This window comes from Thermotoga sp. Mc24, assembly GCF_000784835.1.
Taxonomy (GTDB): Bacteria; Thermotogota; Thermotogae; order Thermotogales; family Thermotogaceae; genus Thermotoga.
In genome coordinates this window covers 48,210-67,286 of sequence record NZ_JSFH01000002.1, presented here as the reverse complement: position 1 = coordinate 67,286, position 19,077 = coordinate 48,210, and the positions used below count along the sequence as shown (strand labels likewise).

Here is a 19,077-nt window from a genome sequence, read left to right as displayed (position 1 = left end):
AAAAGCAAATAGAATGACAGAACCCCAACCACTTACTATCCCCCTTCAGGGGGATAGGTTTGTTGTGGTGTTAATTATCTTATGATATAATTGAATGTGGTGATAGGTATGCATATCAAGAAGACAAGGTGGAGTCATTATAATCTGAACTATCATTTTGTGTGGATACCTAAATACCGCAGAAAAATCCTGGTCGGCTCCATAGCTGAAGAACTTGAACGAATACTCCGCAACACAGCAAAACAACACGGAATAGAAATACTGGCCCTCTCTATTCAGCCTGATCATGTTCATTTGTTTGTATCGGCGCCTCCGAGATTTTCACCGGCTGAGATAGCAAACCTATTCAAGGGTGTTTCAGCGAGGAAACTGCTGGAGAAATTTCCAGAGCTTAGAACCAAAGAGGGCCTTTGGGCTCGAAGTTACTACGTTGGAACAGCTGGTAATGCCTCTGAAGAAACTATCAGGAGGTACATCGAGGAATGTCAAGACGTGTGATACGAACCTACAAACTCGCCGTACCAGGACACCTGAGTCAAACATGCGAAGAACTCAACCGCACAGCAGCAAGAATCTACAACAAAACGATGTCTCTTGTGCGAAAGATACACCGAAAGAAAGGCTTCTGGCTGTCCTGGCCCACCGCAGACAAATACATCCTCCGCTGGGCAGAAAACATCAAAATCCACGTCCATTCAAAGCAGACATTTGTTCAGCTCTACTTTCAAGCCCTCAAAGGGTACTTCAAAGCAGCCAAAAAGAATCAAGATGCAAAACCTCCCCACAAGAAAAAACGCTATCTGCCGTTCATATGGAAAGAAAGCGCTGTAAAACTTCTGCCAGACGGTACCCTAAGACTGTCTTTGGGCAAAGAACGAGAACCATTTGTTGTACAAACACCTCTCAAACCTCCCCTTCGCATCAAACAGGCAAGACTTGTCTTTGAAGATGGATACTATCTCCACCTTGCGATAGAGGTGGAGATTGAAGAGAAGAATGCTGGCTCTGGTGTTATGGCGGTCGACCTTGGAGTGCTCCGTCCCATCACGTGCTTTGATGGAAAAGAAGTCATCAGCTACCACGGAGGAGTCCTCAGCAGTGTTCTTCGCTATCGAAACAAACGCCTTGCAAGTTTTCAGTCTGCCATAGCAGAGTGCAAGAAGGGATCAAGAAGGTACAACAAGCTTGTTCGTGCAAAGAAAAGAGTCCTGAGACGGCTCAGAAACCAGATCAACGACATCATGCACAAGATCACAAGCAGTTTCATCGGACTGTGCCTCAGAAAACAAATCAGAACCATCGTGATAGGAGACGTCACAGGGATCAGAGAAAGAGCGGACTACAGCGACAACGCGAACCAGAAGATCCACCAGTGGCAGTTCAGAAAACTCATCGAGATGATAAGGTACAAAGCAGAGCAGTTCGGAATCGAAGTGGAACTCATTTCAGAAGCGAACACGAGCAAGACGTGCCCTGTCTGTGGTGCAAAGAACAAGCCGAATGGAAGAAGATACCACTGCAAAGCCTGTGGTTTTGAGTATCACAGGGACGGAGTTGGAGCAATCAACATCTGGAAAAGGTATCCTGGCACAGGCCAGGTAGTAGCGGGCTTGGCCCCCGTCAGAGGTGTGAGGTTTCATCCACACCTCTGTGGCCATGGAGCATCTTTGGCTCCATGGAAGGTGGCCTGAGAGCCACCAAAAGTCCCATCCCCTTCAGGGGATTGGGAGGAGGTCAAGGGATGGTAGAGAGACTTCTTGAAATCATCGAAAGAAGTTTGAGAAAGTGCCCTTGGTTAGAGAAACAGAGCATTGAAACTCTGCTTGAAGCCCTCGCTTCTGAAATAGAAGAAGTCGCTGAAGCTGTGAAGAAAAACGACCTCGTAAATCTCGAGGAAGAGATAGGAGATCTCATCTACGACGCGCTTCTCGTGGCAGCAGTGGCACAGAGAGATTACGGAATAGACCTTGAAAGTGCCATTCAGAAGGTGGTGGAAAAGATCTCACACAGGAAGCCCTGGCTGTTCTGGGAAGAAAAGATTTCCTTAGAAGAGGCGGAAAAGATATGGAAAGAGCGCAAAAAGAAAATTTAATCTTTCTTCTCCAAGGGAACCTCTCCAAAAAGCTTTGCAGGTATGAAATAAAGAGGTGATTTGAGTTTCCTGTTGAATTTCTCTACCTCAAAGTTGTAGTCTTCCTTGGCCCTTTCAAGGAGCTTCAGAATTTTCTCGTATTTTTCTTTGACAAAGTCATTTCCTGAGGCAACTTCTCTTCTGAAGAGCTTCTCTCTTTCTTCCAACTCCAAAATATCCCTTTCTATGTACGAGATGATCTTTCTGTGACGAACAAGAAACGCCCAGGTGTAAAATGAATATAGAGTGAATCCGAGAACAACGAGTGCGGTGATCCACACGATGTCACCTCCATGCACTGTTTCATTATATCACCGCGGGAAAGGGGTAAGAAGCATGATAAAAATAGGAGCTCACATGCCCATCTCGAAAGGATTTGACAGGGTACCACAAGACACAGTGAACATTGGGGGGAACTCCTTCCAGATCTTCCCGCACAACGCCCGGTCCTGGGGTGCAAAACTCCCTTCTGACGAGGTCGCCACGAAATTCAAAAGGGAAATGAAAAAAAACGGTATCGACTGGGAAAATGCGTTCTGTCACAGTGGATACCTCATAAACCTTGCCAGTCCAAAGGAGGACATCTGGCAGAAATCCGTTGAACTTTTGAAAAAAGAAGTGGAAATTTGCAGAAAGCTGGGTATAAGGTATCTGAACATTCACCCCGGAAGCCATCTCGGGACAGGAGAGGAAGAGGGAATAGACAGAATAGTAAGAGGACTGAACGAAGTGCTGAACAACACCGAAGGTGTGGTAATTCTCCTTGAGAACGTTTCACAAAAAGGAGGAAATATCGGATACAAATTGGAACAGCTAAAGAAGATCAGAGATCTCGTCGATCAAAAAGACCGTGTGGCTGTCACCTACGATACGTGTCACGGGTTCGACTCTGGATACGACATCACAAAAAAGGAGGGTGTCGAAGCCTTGCTAAACGAAATAGAAACCCTGTTTGGCCTGGAAAGACTCAAGATGATACACCTGAACGATTCTAAATACCCCCTCGGAGCGGCAAAAGACAGACACGAAAGAATAGGAAGCGGATTCATAGGTGAAGAAGGTTTTGCCGTGTTTTTCTCCTTCAAAGAGATCCAGGAAGTTCCGTGGATCCTGGAAACCCCCGGTGGAAACGAAGAGCACGCGGAGGATATAAAGAAAGTGTTTGAGATCATAGAAAAATTCGGTATAGAGGTCGATTGATATGCCCTTCGATGGGTTGCTTCTGCACAAAGCAGTCAGAGAGTTAAAGGAACTCGAAGGAGAACACTTGAGGCAGATCTATCAACCAACAACGGTTGATTATTATTTTCTTTTCAGAAGTGCGACCGTTCGGGTGTGTTTGAGACCCGATGTTTCCCATGTAACGATCGCTGAAAAAGAAGAGGCATCGGAGAAGATGCCCTCTTCGTTCACGATGCTTCTGAGAAAGGAACTGAAAGGTGCGAAACTTCTAAAGGTAGAACAAATTGGGATGGACAGAACACTGCGGTTTTCCTTCGAGAAATTCGATGAGATAGAGGGAATCGTTCAAAAAGATCTCTACATCGAAATAATGGGGATCCACTCGAACATGATACTGGTCAGAGACGGGAGAATCGTTGACGCACACAGACGCATTGTAACGAAAAAGAGAGAAATCCTCCCCGGAAGGGAGTTCGTGATTTTTCCCTCTGGAAAGTTATCTATTTTTGAATTGAAAGAACTTCCCCCAGAGAGTGAAAAAACGATTCGAAACGTTCTCCTTTCACTTCTTGAAGGCTTTTCTCCCGCCTCCGTGGAGGAGTTGATCCACAGAACCGGCTACGAGCTGAATACTCCGTGGAGGTCTGTGAATCGAGGGAAGATACTCGAAGTTCTTGAGGAGATAAAAAAGGAGCTGGAACTCCCGGGGGTGTTTGTTTATTACGAAGCTTCACACCCTGTGGAAGTTTCTGCCTTCAGGTTCACCATGCTGGGCCCCAAAGAAAGGTACTTTGAAAAACCCTCCGAGGGTATCAACGAATTTGTGAGATGGAAAGAAGAAAAATCCACCTTTGAAAACACCAAAAATCGTTTTATCAAAGTGGTTGTGAATAGAATTGAAGATCTGGAGGATCTTGAAGAAAAACTTTCGAGGGAACTTTCCGAAGCAGAGAAAGCCGAAAGATACAAAAAACTCGGCGATCTCATCGTTCAGAACCTCTGGAGTATAAAGGGAAAATCCGGAGAGGTCGAACTCACGGACTGGGAGACAAACGAAAAGATCGTTGTGGATGTGGGAAAAGATCCTGCCCAGACGGCTCAGAAGTTCTACAATACCTACAAAAAACTGCAGAGAAAGAAAGAACAGGTAGAAAAACGGCTCGAAGAGATACAGCGGGAAAAAGAGTATCTCTATCAGCTGTGGCAGACGATCGAAGACGCGGAAGATCTGGAAACACTCGAAGAGATAGAAGAAGAAATGAGAGAATTTGGACTCCTGAAAGAGAGGAAAACGAAAAAACAAAAATCAAAGAAAACCCGTTTCAGAGAGGTGTACTACGGCGGATTCAAAATTCTCATAGGAAGAAACAACAAACAGAACGATGAACTCGTGAGAACTTCCTCGAAGGAGGACCTGTGGTTCCACGCTCATGAAATGCCGGGAGCTCACGTTGTGGTGAAGACAGAAGGAAAGGAGGTGCCTCAGGAAGTCGTGGAGTATGCGGCGAGTCTCGCAGCCGGTTACTCGAAGGGAAAAAACTCCGGGAAAGTGTCGGTCGATTACACGTTTATAAAATATGTAAGAAAACCTAAGGGGTTCAAACCCGGTATGGTGATATACACGAACTACAAAACCATTCTTGTTGAGCCAAGGAGGATAGAGGGATGATAGGCTATCAGATCTACGTGAGATCTTTCAGGGATGGAAACCTCGACGGTGTGGGAGATTTCAGGGGATTGAAAAACGCTGTTTCCTACCTGAAAGAACTGGGGATTGACTTTGTCTGGCTCATGCCTGTTTTTTCCTCCATATCTTTTCACGGGTACGACGTGGTGGATTTTTATTCTTTCAAAGCTGAGTACGGTAGCGTGAGAGAGTTCAAAGAGATGCTCGAGGCGTTCCACGACAGCGGAATAAAAGTCGTTCTTGACCTTCCCATCCATCACACAGGCTTTCTCCACACGTGGTTCCAGAAGGCGCTGAAAGGAGATCCACACTACAGAGATTACTACGTATGGGCAAACAAAGAGACGGATCTGGACGAGAGAAGAGAGTGGGATGGAGAAAAGATCTGGCATCCCCTGGAAGATGGAAGGTTCTACAGAGGACTCTTTGGACCTTTTTCACCCGATTTGAACTACGACAACCCACAGGTATTCGATGAAATGAAAAAGCTGGTTCTCCACCTTCTTGATATGGGAGTGGATGGTTTCAGGTTCGACGCAGCAAAGCACATGAGGGACACGATCGAACAGAACGTTCGCTTCTGGAAGTACTTTCTTTCCGATTTGAAGGGCATCTTCCTCGCGGAAATATGGGCAGAGGCCAGAATGGTGGATGAACACGGCAGAATATTTGGCTACATGCTCAACTTTGACACATCCCACTGTATAAAGGAAGCTGTATGGAAAGAGAACACAAGAGTTCTGATAGAGTCGATCGAAAGGGCCGTTGTCGGCAAAGACTACCTCCCGGTGAATTTTACTTCGAATCACGACATGTCAAGGCTTGCAAGCTTTGAAGGAGGCTTCAGCAAAGAAAAGATCAAACTTTCGATTTCCATTCTTTTCACTCTCCCGGGAGTTCCTCTCGTGTTCTATGGGGATGAGCTTGGAATGAAAGGAATTTACCAGAAACCGAACACAGAAGTCGTTCTGGATCCGTTTCCGTGGAATGAGAGTATGTGCGTTGAGGGACAGACCTTCTGGAAGTGGCCCGCGTACAACGGGCCTTTCTCTGGTGTCTCTGTGGAATACCAGAAGAAAGATCCCGATTCGATTCTTTCACACACGCTGGGATGGACGAGATTCAGAAAGGAAAACCAGTGGATCGATCGGGCAAAGCTCGAATTTTTGTGCAAAGAGGACAAGTTCCTTGTGTACAGACTCTACGATGATCAGCATTCTTTGAAGGTGTTTCACAATCTTTCAGGGGAAGAGGTTGTCTTTGAGGGAGTTAAAATGAAGCCTTACAAAACGGAGGTGGTTTGATGAAAATGGAAAGGAAAAACGTCTGGCACCACAGGAAGAAGAAGGAGATAGAAGCCTTTTCGAAAGAGTACATAGAATTCATGAGCAAAGCAAAAACCGAAAGGATGACGGTGAAAGAAATCAAAAGAATTCTCGACGAATCAGGATTCGTTCCTCTTGGAGACTTAGCGGGAGATCCCATGAACATGACAGTTTACGCTGTGAACCGGGGAAAAGCCATCGCCGCCTTTCGTGTGGTGGATGACCTGAAAAGAGGTCTGAACCTTGTGGTTGCGCACATAGATTCTCCGAGGCTGGATTTCAAACCCAATCCGTTGATAGAAGACGAACAAATAGCCCTGTTCAAAACACACTACTACGGAGGAATAAAGAAGTATCACTGGCTGAGCATTCCTCTTGAAATACACGGTGTTCTCTTCAAAAACGATGGAACGGAGATAGAGATTCACATAGGGGATAAACCGGAGGATCCCGTCTTCACGATTCCAGATCTTCTTCCGCATCTCGACAAGGAAGACGCGAAGATCTCTGAGAAGTTCAAAGGAGAAAACCTCATGCTCATAGCCGGAACGATCCCCCTCAGTGGAGAAGAAAAAGAAGCGGTGAAGACGAACGTTCTCAAGATTTTGAACGAGATGTACGGTATCACCGAAGAGGACTTCGTGAGCGGTGAGATAGAAGTGGTTCCTGTTTTCTCACCGAGAGAGGTAGGAATAGACAGAAGTCTCATAGGAGCGTATGGACAGGACGACAGGATATGTGCCTACACAGCTCTTCGAGCGCTTCTGTCTGCAAATTCCGAAAAATCGATAGGTGTGATCTTCTTCGACAAGGAAGAAATAGGAAGCGACGGAAACACGGGAGCAAAAGCCAGATTCTACTTGAAAGCCCTCAGACAAATTCTGAAAATGCAGGGTGCGAAAGATTCGGAGTTCGTGCTCGATGAAGTTCTTGAGAATACCTCTGTCATCTCCGGAGATGTGTGCGCTGCCGTGAATCCTCCTTACAAAGATGTCCACGATCTTCACAACGCTCCGAAACTGGGATACGGAGTTGCTCTTGTGAAGTACACGGGTGCAAGGGGAAAATACTCCACGAACGACGCGCACGCTGAATTTGTAGCTCGTGTGAGAAAAGTGCTGAACGAACAGGGAGTCATCTGGCAGGTGGCCACCCTCGGGAAGGTGGACCAGGGCGGAGGAGGAACAATTGCCAAGTTCTTTGCTGAGAGAGGATCCGATGTGATCGATATGGGACCTGCCCTTCTCGGAATGCATTCTCCTTTTGAAATCTCCTCGAAGGCGGACCTCTTCGAAACCTACGTTGCTTACAGGAGTCTCATGGAAAAACTGTGAGGTGGTACTTTGATAGAAGAGCTGGCAAGAGAAATCGTGAAGCGATTTCCAAGGAACCACAAAGAAACGGATCCATTCAGAGTTCTCATCTCCACTGTCCTGAGCCAGAGAACGCGCGACGAGAACACAGAGAAAGCGTCGAAGAAGCTCTTCGAAGTTTACAGAACACCGCAGGAACTCGCAAAGGCAAAACCAGAGGATCTCTACAATTTGATAAAGGAGTCCGGGATGTACAGGCAAAAAGCCGCGAGAATCGTGGAGATATCCAGGATCCTCGTGGAAAGGTACGGCGGAAGAGTTCCCGATTCGCTGGAAGAACTGCTCAAACTTCCCGGTGTGGGAAGAAAAACAGCGAACATAGTGCTGTGGGTGGGTTTCAGAAAACCTGCCCTCGCGGTTGATACGCATGTTCACAGAATCAGCAACAGACTGGGTTGGGTGAAGACAAGAACACCGGAAGAAACAGAAGAAGCCCTCAAGAAATTGCTCCCGGAAGATCTCTGGGGGCCGATCAACGGTTCTATGGTCGAATTCGGAAGAAGAATCTGCAAACCGCAGAATCCTCTGTGTGAAGAGTGCTTTCTGAAGAATCACTGTGAGTTTTACAGAAGGAGGGGAAAGGGTGAAGTACGAAATCGTACTGAAAGGTAGCTACGCTCTTTTGAAGGTGTTTCTTTCGATTGGGGAGAGTGTTGTGGTAGAACCGGGTGCGATGGTTTACATGAAAGGACCCATCGAAGTTAACACTTCAGCAACGGGAGGTGTCTGGAAAGCCCTCAAAAGAGCCATTTTGGGCGGGGAGAACTTTTTCATGAACACGTACATCTCCCGCGGAGAAAGTGAAGTCGGTCTGGCTCCTCAGCTTCCGGGAGATATAGACGTGATACCTCTGAAAGACATCCTCTACGTTCAATCGACTTCTTTCCTGGCATGTGATCCTTCGGTGGAAATGGACGTTTCATTCGGTGGTTTGAAGTCATTCTTCTCTGGTGAAGGAATATTTCTCTTGAAATTCGTTGGTCACGGTGATGTGGCCGTTTCTTCTTTTGGAGGAATAAAATCTATAGAACTCCAGTCGGGAGAGGAGTTTACCGTTGACACAGGACATGTCGTGGCGTTCGATGGAACGGTGAAGTGGAACGTCAGAACATTTGGTGGCCTGAAATCCACACTCTTCGGTGGAGAAGGTCTGGTGTGTACCTTCACAGGCCCAGGAAGAATTTATGTCCAGACGAGGAATTATCCCGCTTTTGTCGAGTGGATAAAGTCTCTTGTTCCTAGGCAGACGGGTAGCAGATGAAAATACAATGAACTGCAGTTATAATTTTACGCAAAGGAGGTGTTGCCGTGAAAAACTTACCTGTTTTCTGGAAAATCATGATCTTAGTGCTGATACTTGGTGCAGGTATAACGTTTGTTGGTACTTTGAGTATGATAACAATTAGGAGCAAAATACTGGAACACACTGATATGAACCTTCTTATCCAGTCGGAAGGGAGCGCCGATGCACTATGGAACTTCTTACAGGCACACATACAACTTGTGGATTTACTTTCCCGCGATGAGAGTGTGATCAATCTGCACAGCGATGAAACCAAAGAAGAAGATGTGAGAAGCTTGTTCGAGAGAGTTCTGAAGAGCTACCCAAACGTTATGAATGTCTATGTGGGTTTGAAAGATGGAAGAATGTATTTGGTTCCAGAGCAAAAACTTCCAGAAGGATACGATCCAAGGGTAAGACCATGGTATAAAGATGCAGTTTCTAAACTAGGTCAAATTGTCATCACCGACCCTTACACGGATGCCTCAACTGGAAAAACCGTCATAACAATCGCAAAAGCGGTTCAGATCGGTCAGGAAATTGTAGGTGTTGTTGGCCTCGATTTTGACTGTTCAAAACTGGTTGATCAGCTCTTCAAAAAAGGTGTGGAAAAGGGATATATGAGCGCTCTTGTTGATGAAAATGGTACAATCACTCTTCACAGCAAAAAGGATTACATCGGCGAAAACATAAAAGACACGAATTTCTTCAAAAAGTGGCAAACAGGATCAGAGAGCGGCGTGTTTGGATACGTGTTCGATGGGATCCCAAGAAGAACCGGGTACAAGAAACTACCGAACGGCTGGATATACGCCATCGTAGTACCAGAAGAAGTCGTTTACAGTGAAGTGAAAGAATCCACAGTGGTTCTTATGACCATCACTCTTGTTTCTTTGGTTTTAGCAATATTCTTTGCGTTTTTCATGTCGAGAAGATACGTTTCAGAGCCACTCAAACACCTGGCATCAATCTCGGATAAAATTGCTGAAGGCGATTTGACTGTCGAAATCCAGCTCAATTCAAAGGATGAAATTGGAAAACTTGGAAATGCTCTGACACATATGGTTAAATCCCTTAGGGAGATAGTTTTAAACATAAAGAACAATTCATCTGAAATAAAACAAAACGCAGAAAGTGTGGCTTCCGTAGCTCAGGGAGTCAACTCAACGATCGAGGAAGTAACGGCACAGGTGGAAAGTGTAGAATCGAACGTGAGTAACACATCGGCATCGATTCAGGAAGTGACGAGTGGGGTTGAGGAAGTGGCAGCGAGCGCTCAAAACGTTTCCAGAGCAGCTCAGGATCTCTCAGAAAAATCTACACAGGTCAGCGAATCAGCAAAAGAAGGTGAGAAGGCCATCAAAGAAATAGTCGAGATGATAAAACAGGCAAGAAGCAGGGCAGAACAAACAGCAAGTGTTGTAGAGGAGTTGAACGAACACGCAAGGAACATAGGACAGATACTCGATACGATCAACTCGATAGCAGAGCAGACGAACCTTCTCGCCTTGAACGCGGCAATAGAGGCGGCGAGAGCGGGAGAAGCGGGAAGAGGATTCGCAGTTGTGGCGGATGAAATAAGAAAACTTGCAGAAGAGAGCAAGAGTGCGACGGAAAAAATAGGGCAGATATTGAATCAGATCAGCCAGGAAGTGGTGAAAGCGAACGAAGAGACGAGAGGAACGGTGCAGGCAGTGGAGAACATAAGCAGCAGTGCGGAGGTTGTAGCGAGCCAGTTTGACAAGATAGTTCAAGGAATATCTAGCATAGTGTCGCAGATCCAAAATCTTGCAGCAATAGCTGAGGAGCAGAGCGCGGCGGCGGAGGAGATGAGCAGCGCTATGGACAGCGCAAGCAGATCAATAGTAGAAATAGCAGAGCAAATGAGCGAAATCGTAGAATCGATGAAACAGCAGGCCAAGGCTGTTAACACACTGTCTGAAGTCATGAATAAACTGGATCAGATTGCAGAAAAATTAGAAAAAGGGATGGAAGTATTTAAATTGTAATCTTTAAAATGATCTTCAAATTCATTAGAAACCCGCTTCAGGCGGGTTTCTTCTACACTTCATTTTTCTGATGTTTGATGTTTCTCATTGTTGTGATAAAATAATTCACATGCCGAACTAATTGCTGGAGGGTTGAAGGATGTTCTTTCTCACCAATGTTTTTCGTTCTATGGGCACCATGAGTTTCAATCTTCTGATACAGCTTCGCATGAAAGAAATAGGAGCAACTCTCTTTATGATAGGGCTCCTTTCCAGTTTGCAAGGGGCAATGAACACCTTTTCTAACGTTTTCTGGGGAAGAATTTCGGACAAAATTGGGAAAAGAAAGGTATTCATCATATTGAGCCTCGTTCTAGCATCTGCTTTTTATCCTCTGTACGCGGTCATAAACGTTCCCTCTGCTTTTCTGTTCGTCTCTATGATCATAGCGTTCTTCAACGGAATGTATCCTCCCGCTGCCATGGCGCTCAGCAGCACTGCAAAGAGAATGTCACTTGGATTTTCACTTTACAACTCTTCAAATTCACTTGGGATGCTTCTGAGCAGGATTTCCATAGGTTTTCTGCTGATGTTCATGGATCTGAAACTCGCTTTTGTTTTCTTTTCGATAGTCGTGGCAGTATCCGTGATTCCTGCTCTCGGGTTGAAAGAAGAGAAGATCCAAAAGAAGAAAGAGGAAGACTTTCATTTTGGAAGGAAGGTAATGGAGCATGGAATCTGGGCACTGTACCTGGGGAGTCTCTTGAGGCAGATGGGAACTTCCGGCTCCATGTCACTGATAGCTGTCTATCTAAACGAAAGATTTCATTATAGTGCTTCAACGATAGGTTTCGTCACGGCTGTGAATCCACTCATCCAGATACCATCACATTTTTTCTTTGGAAAACTCGTTGAAAAAACAGATCCGAAATTCATAAGTGTTCTAGGCATTTTCATGTCTTCACTGGTTCCCTTTCTCATGATGATACCTGAGAACTGGGCACCAGTGCTGGCTTATGCCTTTTTGGGAGCGAGTTTTGGAGCTTTCATCAACGGATCGAACAATTTTCTTGGAAGAAGATTCCACTACCTTCAGAGGGGAAGAGCACTTGGTCTTTTGAGCTCTGCCAGATTTCTTGGAGCAACCATCGGACCTTTCCTGGCGGGATTGCTCGCAGAAAAGTCTTACTCTCTTATGTTTTCGACACTGGGTCTTGCTGTGCTTTCAGGAGGAATAGTGGTTCTTCTGTTCACAAAAGACGGGGATTGATTCCCCGCCTCACAGTTTCTGAATCACACTTTCAAGTTTCTGTTTGATTTCTTCGAGCTCTTTCTTGACTTCCTGGAGCTTTTCGTCACTACCAGTAGTAGTAGTGACTACCTTGATACCCTCACCTATCAATCCTTCCACACTCAACTTTCCTTCCTTCAGAAGTTCATAAGTTTCGTTCACCAGCTTTCCGGCTTTGGTTTCTCCCTTGACGTGTTCTCTGATTGTTGCTTCTGTCCTTCCGAGTTCCTCTGCTATTTCGGAAGCTGTCATTCCTGCCTTTGCCCTTGCGAGGGCACCGGCGGCCACCGCCAGGCTGTCAACCCAGGTGAGCCTCTCAGCAGAATTTCTGATCTCCTCGAGCACTTCCTTTCTGAAAAGTGTACCAACGAGCAAAGCGATCTCGAGCTGGTGAATCTCCTCTTTGGTCACGGGATTGAAGTTGAGTTTCATTTTTCTTCACCCCCCTCCGAAGGATGTATGACGATTCCTTTATCGGTTATTTCGAACGGATGCCTCCTCATCGAGTGAGACGTTCCTCTCATCTTCCAGACGATCAAACTTCTTTTGAGCTCTCCATCGATTTCATCAAGATCCAGTCTGATGATACCGTCCACTCCGTGTTCAACACCAGGACCTCCGAATCCCTTCTCAGTGACTGACACCTGACTCACAAAGAGCGATGTACATCCAAGACCGGAGAGTATTCTCTTGAGCTGGAAGATAATACTTCTTGCCATTGCGGGTTTCGTGATATAGAGAGTGGTTACAGAATCGATCACAACTCTTTTTGCCTGTGTTTCCTTCACCGCTCTCTTCAGCACTTCGGCGAGCTCTCTGACATCGTCTATGTCTTTTACGACGTATTTTTCTTTCTCGGCATATTCACCGATTCCACCAGTGAACGCGTCCACTATGGCGAACTTTCCTTCCTTCTCAAAAGGATCAACGTTCCAGCCGAAAACTTCCATGTTTTTCTTCACCTGAACGGGGTGTTCCTCGAGTGCAACATAGATGCCGGGTTCCCCCATCTGAAGTCCGTTCCATATGAACTGCTGAGAGAAGATCGTCTTTCCGGTACCGGGTCCTCCAGAGATGAGCACGATGTTTCTCTCAGGAATTCCGCCGTGAAGGATTTCGTCCATCCCCGGAATTCCCGTCTTGACCTTCTTGATCATATTCCCACCCCCCACAATTATCTTAGCAATCATTTTTTTCGTTTGATAAACCAATACGTTACTTTTTTGATAACAACATCATAAAAATTGAATTTTCTGTTCATATTTTTCATATTTATGCTATATATATAGTTGTATGCTTTCAAAAATGTTCTTCGGAGGTGTTTTCAATTGAAAATTTCAAAGAAGAGAAGACAGGAACTGATAAGGAAGATTATACATGAGAAAAAAATAAGTAATCAATTCCAGATCGTAGAAGAACTGAAAAAATATGGAATAAAAGCTGTTCAACCGACCGTCGCTCGAGATCTGAAAGAGATAGGTGCCGTGAAGATCATGGACGAGAGCGGAAACTACGTGTACAAACTTCTCGATGAAACCCCTGTGATCGATCCATGGAAAGAGCTGAAAAGAAACTTCAAATCCTTCGTTGAGAGTATAGACAGGGCAGGGAATCTCATCGTCATAAAGACGATACCAGGTACCGCAAGCGGTATCGCTCGGGTTATAGACAGACTCGACATAGACGAGATAGTGGGCACTCTCGCAGGAGACGATACCATATTCGTTGCTGTGCGCGATCCAGAAAGCTGTGAGAAGATAGTTGAGAAGCTCTCATCTATACTCTGACTTTTCTTCTGATCGCAGTGTAGATCACAGGGATCACAAACAAAGTGAACAGCATGGATATAAGCATTCCAAAGATCACCACCCACGATATTGGAGACTCTATTTCCGATCCTTCTGCGTGGCTAAGTGCAGTTGGTAGAAGCGCAACGATCGTGGTGAAGGTGGTCATCAGGATGGGTCTCAACCTGCTCTGAGCACCTTCAAGTGTGGCCTCTAAGAGACCTTTTTCCTGTCTTATCTGTTCTATTCTTGTCAGCATCACGATGGCGTTGTTCACAACCGTTCCCGAAAGGGTGAGAAGACCAACAAGAACGGGTACATTCAGTGAGTATCCGTTCACGAAAACCGCGAAGGCAACCCCAACGACAGCGAAGGGTATGGTGAAGAATATAATGAAAGGCAGTGTGAAAGACTCGAACTGCGCAGCGAGAATCATGTATACGAGTGCGATCGCTATGTAAACAACATACTGAAGCTCCGAAAACGCTTCGTCCATGAAACTTTTCTGTCCGGTGATTTCCACTTTTACACCAGAAAGATCAATTTCATTTAGAAGATTTTCTACTTTCTTTGCAACTTCGCCGATCGAACCTTCTATACTCACCAGATCTACGTAAACAACACGTTCTCCATCGGAGTGTTCCACTATAGAAGGAAGTGTTTCCCTCGATATGTTTGAAACTGCACCAAGAGAGACATCCCCTTTGAGACCAGTAAGCGAAATCTTCGATAAGTCTTCGGGAGATAGAGATTTTGCCTTTTTCAAAACGATGGGAAGTGTTCCTTCTTCCGTTCTCAGTGTTCCGATTTTCTTCCCGAGAAGGTAGGTCTGGAGATCCAAAAAGACCTGGCCTGTCACCACACCGTTCATGAGGGCTTTGTTCCGGTCTATTTTCACATGAAGGACTTCCTTTTCAAAGGAATTTCTTATCTGAATCTTTTTGACTTCCTGCAGTTCCCTTAAACGCTCGAAGATTTCTTTTGCTTTTTCCTGTATCAGAGAAAGATCATCTCCTCTCACTTCGATCGTCACAGGATAGCCCAGAATTTCGTATATCTGCTGTGATTGCTCAAGAACTTCTATTTTCGCTTCTGGAATATTCAGCTGGGAGATGGCATTCTTCAGTTTCTCTCTGTTTTTCGCGAATTCCCTCCTGCTTCCTCCGAGGTTCACCATTATTCTTGCTTCGTTCTGTCCCCTTCCCATTATTTGAGAGTAGATATTCGTTATTCCAACTTCCGAGTAGAAAGAAGAGATTTTGTACTCGTTTCTGTGTTTGTTCAGGTAATCTTCTATTTGCTCTACAGCTTCGGTGGTTTTTTCATAAGACGACTGAGAGGGAAGTTTCACATCTATCACCATGAGATTCGTCTGGAAAGACGGGAGAAAACCCAGAGGTTTCGAAAGAAGGTAAATCACGGAGATTGCAACCAGAGCAAAAGAAATCACCAGGACCAGTTTCTTTCTCTTCAAACACCATTCCAATGCCTTCCGATAATGCTTTTGCAGTGCTTCGGTGAGTTTTCCCCTTCTTGGCTTTATCCACCTTGTACCCGCTGGAACGACGACTGTAGATACGAACAGCGAAGAAGAAAGTGCGAAGACGAACGCAATGGCGAAATACTTGAACAGTCTCACTACAAAACCTGTGAAGAACACTATGGGAAGAAAAACAGAAACGGTTGTGAGTGTGGAAGCAAGAATCGCCAGCCACACCTCTCCCGCACCTTTTCTCGCAGCGTCCGGTATTGGATCACCGAGGGAGCGATGGCGGTATATGTTCTCAAACACGACTATGGAATTGTCCACCAGCATTCCCAGTGCCATGATGAGACCGCCCAGCGTGAGCGTGTCGAGGTTCAAGCCGAAGGCGTAAAGAAGAACAAAGGTGATCGTGAGGGACAGCGGAATGGAAAACGAAGTGACGATGGTTGACGTGAAATCCTTCAAAAAGATCAAAACCACCACGAAAGCCGCGATGAAGCCGTAGAGAAGATTCTTGAGAAGATTGTCGATCGCTCTTTCAGTGTAATAAGCCTGGTTCATGGCCTCTATGTAATTTATTTTGGAATCTCTCAGTATCCTCTTTATTTCACGGACAGTTTTGACGGTGTTCGCACCGCTTCTTTTGTAGATAGCGATGAGAGAAGCCTTCTTTCCGTTGACCCTGACTTCTCCCTGAACGCTTTCGTTCGTTATATTAACCTCGGCTATGTTTCTCAATCTCACGGGAACGAGTATGTTCGGTACCTTACCCTGCAGAAGGGACTGGTATTTCACTCCCCTGAAACCAACGATTGTGTTTTTGAGATCTTCTATGTTCTCAAACCGGCCATCGACGGAAACGGGGTAAATGTTTCCTTCAGAATCGCTCACATAGCCGAACGGGTAAACGAGATTCCCTGAAAGGATGGTCTCTATCAACGAAGGATCAACATCGAACCGTTTTATTTTCTCCTGATCAAGTATAACCTCGACGATTTTTTCTGGTTTTCCCATCAATTCTACACTGGCGACTTCCGGCAGTCTTTTGATTTTCGACACGACATCTTCGTAGTCATCTTCCGTTGAGAAAGCATACACGGGAAGTAAGGAAGGATCGAACTCTACGACCACAGGATTCGCACCCTCTGGCAGGTCGCGAGTGGCAAGATCTACGTACCTTGAGAGTCTTCCAACGGCTTCGGAGGTTTTCACATTCCAGTCGAACTCGACGAGGATGAAAGAAACGGAATCCATCGACATGGAGGTGAACCTTCTAACACCCGGAGTTGAGGAAATGTACCCTTCAAGAGGTTTGGTTACGAGTTCTTCGACTTCTTCCGTGCCCGCTCCCATGTACGTGGTTATAACAACAGCGTAAGGGTACTCTATCTGAGGAAGAAGATCCAGCTTGAGATGCTGAAACGAAATGAAACCAAGGAAGACAACAGCTGTCAACAGCATAAAGATGGCTATGGGTCTTCTCGAAGAGATTTCCGCGATCTTCACTTCGATCCCTCCCCGACAGAACAAATTATAGCTCACTTTCGATCTGAATTGTTATTATCATTCAAAAGTTTCATTTGCTATACGATATTGTTTCTAAAAAATTATATATTCGATTTCCATCATTATGAGACGAATATATGTTTGTACAAATTCTCATACGACCCCTTGACATCCCATTCTGTGCCTCACTATAATTTCTCATGGATGAGAAAAGGTTCTGAGGAGGTGGCACAATGGCAGAAAAGAAAGAATTCGTTGTGGGAATAGACCTTGGAACGACAAATTCTGTTATAGCTTGGATGAAACCGGACGGTACAGTTGAAGTGATACCGAACGCTGAAGGAAGCAGGGTCACACCATCCGTGGTTGCGTTCACAAAGAGTGGAGAGATACTCGTAGGAGAACCCGCCAAGAGACAGATGATACTCAATCCTGAACGAACGATAAAATCCATAAAGAGAAAAATGGGAACTGATTACAAAGTGAGAATAGACGATAAAGAATACACTCCTCAGGAGATCAGCGCGTTCATTCTCAAGAAGCTGAAGAACGACGCGGAAGCGTACCTCGGTGGTGAAATAAAGAAAGCCGTCATCACCTGTCCCGCTTACTTCAACGATGCCCAAAGACAGGCAACGAAAGAGGCTGGAATCATAGCAGGTCTTGAGGTCTTGAGGATCATCAACGAACCAACCGCAGCGGCCCTCGCTTACGGACTCGATAAAGCTGGAAAAGAAGAGAAAGTGCTGGTTTACGACCTCGGTGGTGGAACGTTCGATGTCTCCATACTCGAGATAGGAGAAGGTGTGATCGAGGTCATCGCGACAGCTGGTAACAACCACCTCGGTGGAGACGACTTCGATCAGAGACTCATCGACTGGATGGCAGAGGAATTCAAAAAACAGCACGGAATAGATCTCAGAGAAGACAGACAGGCGCTTCAGAGATTGAGAGACGCTGCCGAAAAGGCCAAGATAGAGCTTTCAACGAAGATGGAAACCGATGTGAGTTTGCCGTTCATCGCTGTTTCTCCGAGCGGACAGCCTCTGCACCTTGAAATGAGAATCACCAGAAGTCTCTTCGAATCGCTCACAAGAGATCTCGTTGAAATGACAAGAGGCCCAATCGAACAGGCACTGAACGATGCAAAGCTCTCACCACAGGATATCGACGAAATCATACTCGTCGGCGGTATGACCAGAGTTCCAATGGTGCAGAGGTTCATAAAGGAGTTCTTCGGAAAAGAACCCAACAAGAGCGTCAACCCGGACGAAGCAGTTGCTATCGGAGCGGCGATCCAGGCGGCGATACTTGCGGGCACCGAAGGAGCAAAGGGAAGAGATATCGTTCTCGTCGATGTAACACCACTAACACTCGGAATAGAAGTCAAAGGCGGACTCTTCGAACCGATAATCCCAAGAAATACCAAGATACCCGTGAGGAAGAGCAAGATCTTCACAACGGTTGAAGACGGTCAGACCGAAGTAGAAATCAGAGTCTATCAGGGTGAAAGGCCGATTGCGAGGGAAAACATCTTCCTTGGAAGCTTCAAACTCGTTGGAATTCCACCGGCACCGAGGGGTGTTCCTCAGATAGAGGTCACGTTCGACATAGACAGCGACGGAATAGTCCACGTTTCCGCAAAAGATCTCGGTTCTGGAAAAGAACAGTCCATGGTAGTCACAGGAAGACACAAGCTCTCCGAAGACGAAATAAAGAGAATGATAGAAGATGCGAAAAGATACGAAGAACAGGACAAACGTCTCAAAGAAGAAATCGAACTCAAGAACAGAGCAGACGATCTCGCATACAGCGTAGAAAAGACTCTGAAAGAACACGGAGATAAGATACCAGCGGATCTCAAGTCCAGACTTGAAGACATGATCAGAGAACTCAGAGACGCGATAAACAGAAACGACATACCAAAAGTGAAGATGCTCTTCGATGATCTCCAGAAGGAAAGTATGAAGATAGGAGAATACCTCTACAAATCTGCAACTGGTGGAGAAACATCGAACCAGTGAAAAGGGGGTGACACG

General features: G+C 45.7%; 17 protein-coding genes. 13 read left to right on the top strand and 4 right to left on the bottom strand.

Annotation, left to right across the window (positions count from 1 at the left end):
* Positions 1–108 precede the first annotated feature (108 nt).
* From tnpA to MC24_RS00305, 3 genes are read left to right on the top strand one after another with little or no spacing between them, the layout of a single operon-like run.
* The gene (gene tnpA, locus MC24_RS00315) at positions 109–498 is read left to right on the top strand and encodes an IS200/IS605 family transposase (protein ID WP_038051475.1); all 390 of its coding nucleotides are present in this window, start codon (positions 109–111) and stop codon (positions 496–498) included.
* Positions 483–1,691: an RNA-guided endonuclease InsQ/TnpB family protein gene (locus MC24_RS00310; RefSeq protein ID WP_038051472.1), complete on the top strand. Its 1,209-nt coding sequence runs from the start codon at positions 483–485 to the stop codon at positions 1,689–1,691. The genes tnpA and MC24_RS00310 overlap by 16 nt, the downstream gene beginning before the upstream one ends.
* Before the next feature lie 50 nt (positions 1,692–1,741).
* Positions 1,742–2,092, top strand: a complete 351-nt coding sequence (locus MC24_RS00305; RefSeq protein ID WP_012310625.1) for a MazG nucleotide pyrophosphohydrolase domain-containing protein — start codon at positions 1,742–1,744, stop codon at positions 2,090–2,092.
* Here MC24_RS00305 and MC24_RS00300 read toward each other — a convergent pair.
* Positions 2,089–2,412 carry a hypothetical protein gene (locus MC24_RS00300; protein WP_012310624.1) on the bottom strand — a complete coding sequence of 108 codons (324 nt, stop codon included), beginning with the start codon at positions 2,410–2,412 and terminating at the stop codon, positions 2,089–2,091. The two genes, MC24_RS00305 and MC24_RS00300, sit on opposite strands and share 4 nt — an antisense overlap.
* Before the next feature lie 55 nt (positions 2,413–2,467).
* On the opposite strand from MC24_RS00300, the gene MC24_RS00295 reads away from it, so the two are divergent.
* The 8 genes from MC24_RS00295 (at position 2,468) to MC24_RS00260 (ending at position 12,238) form a co-directional block, all read left to right on the top strand.
* Positions 2,468–3,331 (top strand): deoxyribonuclease IV, encoded by an 864-nt coding sequence (locus tag MC24_RS00295; protein ID WP_012310623.1) that lies wholly within the window; start codon positions 2,468–2,470, stop codon positions 3,329–3,331.
* Position 3,332: 1 nt separating this feature from the next.
* Positions 3,333–4,982, top strand: coding sequence for an Rqc2 family fibronectin-binding protein (locus MC24_RS00290; protein WP_012310622.1), 1,650 nt, complete (start codon positions 3,333–3,335; stop codon positions 4,980–4,982).
* The gene (gene mgt / locus MC24_RS00285; RefSeq protein WP_012310621.1) at positions 4,979–6,304 is read left to right on the top strand and encodes a 4-alpha-glucanotransferase; all 1,326 of its coding nucleotides are present in this window, start codon (positions 4,979–4,981) and stop codon (positions 6,302–6,304) included. The genes MC24_RS00290 and mgt overlap by 4 nt, the downstream gene beginning before the upstream one ends.
* A complete protein-coding gene (locus tag MC24_RS00280) occupies positions 6,304–7,659 on the top strand; it encodes an aminopeptidase (RefSeq protein WP_038051470.1) in 1,356 nt (451 codons plus the stop codon). Before mgt ends, MC24_RS00280 begins: the two co-directional genes overlap by 1 nt.
* Positions 7,660–7,668: 9 nt before the next feature.
* On the top strand, positions 7,669–8,310 hold the full coding sequence (nth, locus tag MC24_RS00275; protein WP_011943175.1) for an endonuclease III: 642 nt from the start codon (positions 7,669–7,671) through the stop codon (positions 8,308–8,310).
* A complete protein-coding gene (locus tag MC24_RS00270; RefSeq protein ID WP_008193539.1) occupies positions 8,282–8,959 on the top strand; it encodes a TIGR00266 family protein in 678 nt (225 codons plus the stop codon). Before nth ends, MC24_RS00270 begins: the two co-directional genes overlap by 29 nt.
* A 47-nt stretch (positions 8,960–9,006) precedes the next feature.
* Positions 9,007–10,989, top strand: a complete 1,983-nt coding sequence (locus MC24_RS00265) for a methyl-accepting chemotaxis protein (RefSeq protein WP_038051468.1) — start codon at positions 9,007–9,009, stop codon at positions 10,987–10,989.
* A gap of 139 nt (positions 10,990–11,128) precedes the next feature.
* Positions 11,129–12,238 carry an MFS transporter gene (locus tag MC24_RS00260; RefSeq protein WP_011943172.1) on the top strand — a complete coding sequence of 370 codons (1,110 nt, stop codon included), beginning with the start codon at positions 11,129–11,131 and terminating at the stop codon, positions 12,236–12,238.
* 9 nt (positions 12,239–12,247) lie between these two features.
* On the opposite strand, the gene MC24_RS00255 is transcribed toward MC24_RS00260, so the two are convergent.
* Together MC24_RS00255 and MC24_RS00250 are read right to left on the bottom strand one after the other, a co-directional pair.
* Positions 12,248–12,691, bottom strand: a complete 444-nt coding sequence (locus MC24_RS00255; protein ID WP_012310618.1) for a transcriptional regulator — start codon at positions 12,689–12,691, stop codon at positions 12,248–12,250.
* Positions 12,688–13,416 carry a KaiC domain-containing protein gene (locus MC24_RS00250; protein ID WP_011943170.1) on the bottom strand — a complete coding sequence of 243 codons (729 nt, stop codon included), beginning with the start codon at positions 13,414–13,416 and terminating at the stop codon, positions 12,688–12,690. Before MC24_RS00250 ends, MC24_RS00255 begins: the two co-directional genes overlap by 4 nt.
* Before the next feature lie 171 nt (positions 13,417–13,587).
* Between MC24_RS00250 and argR the strand changes: the two genes are divergently transcribed.
* Positions 13,588–14,046 (top strand): arginine repressor, encoded by a 459-nt coding sequence (gene argR / locus MC24_RS00245; RefSeq protein ID WP_004083185.1) that lies wholly within the window; start codon positions 13,588–13,590, stop codon positions 14,044–14,046.
* Here argR and MC24_RS00240 read toward each other — a convergent pair.
* Positions 14,036–17,038: an efflux RND transporter permease subunit gene (locus MC24_RS00240; RefSeq protein ID WP_012310617.1), complete on the bottom strand. Its 3,003-nt coding sequence runs from the start codon at positions 17,036–17,038 to the stop codon at positions 14,036–14,038. The two genes, argR and MC24_RS00240, sit on opposite strands and share 11 nt — an antisense overlap.
* A gap of 233 nt (positions 17,039–17,271) precedes the next feature.
* On the opposite strand from MC24_RS00240, the gene dnaK reads away from it, so the two are divergent.
* Positions 17,272–19,062, top strand: coding sequence for a molecular chaperone DnaK (gene dnaK / locus MC24_RS00235; protein WP_004083187.1), 1,791 nt, complete (start codon positions 17,272–17,274; stop codon positions 19,060–19,062).
* The last annotated feature ends 15 nt before the right edge of the window (positions 19,063–19,077 follow it).

Excerpts from the sequence above, each read along its gene's own strand:
- MC24_RS00280 (WP_038051470.1), top strand. The coding sequence starts at position 6,304 with ATGAAAATGGAAAGGAAAAACGTCTGGCACCACAGGAAGAAGAAGGAG.
- MC24_RS00290 (WP_012310622.1), top strand. The coding sequence starts at position 3,333 with ATGCCCTTCGATGGGTTGCTTCTGCACAAAGCAGTCAGAGAGTTAAAG.
- mgt (WP_012310621.1), top strand. The coding sequence starts at position 4,979 with ATGATAGGCTATCAGATCTACGTGAGATCTTTCAGGGATGGAAACCTC.
- tnpA (WP_038051475.1), top strand. The coding sequence starts at position 109 with ATGCATATCAAGAAGACAAGGTGGAGTCATTATAATCTGAACTATCAT.
- MC24_RS00310 (WP_038051472.1), top strand. The coding sequence starts at position 483 with ATGTCAAGACGTGTGATACGAACCTACAAACTCGCCGTACCAGGACAC.
- MC24_RS00260 (WP_011943172.1), top strand. The coding sequence starts at position 11,129 with ATGTTCTTTCTCACCAATGTTTTTCGTTCTATGGGCACCATGAGTTTC.
- MC24_RS00305 (WP_012310625.1), top strand. The coding sequence starts at position 1,742 with ATGGTAGAGAGACTTCTTGAAATCATCGAAAGAAGTTTGAGAAAGTGC.
- MC24_RS00255 (WP_012310618.1), bottom strand. The coding sequence starts at position 12,691 with ATGAAACTCAACTTCAATCCCGTGACCAAAGAGGAGATTCACCAGCTC.
- MC24_RS00250 (WP_011943170.1), bottom strand. The coding sequence starts at position 13,416 with ATGATCAAGAAGGTCAAGACGGGAATTCCGGGGATGGACGAAATCCTT.
- dnaK (WP_004083187.1), top strand. The coding sequence starts at position 17,272 with ATGGCAGAAAAGAAAGAATTCGTTGTGGGAATAGACCTTGGAACGACA.
- MC24_RS00295 (WP_012310623.1), top strand. The coding sequence starts at position 2,468 with ATGATAAAAATAGGAGCTCACATGCCCATCTCGAAAGGATTTGACAGG.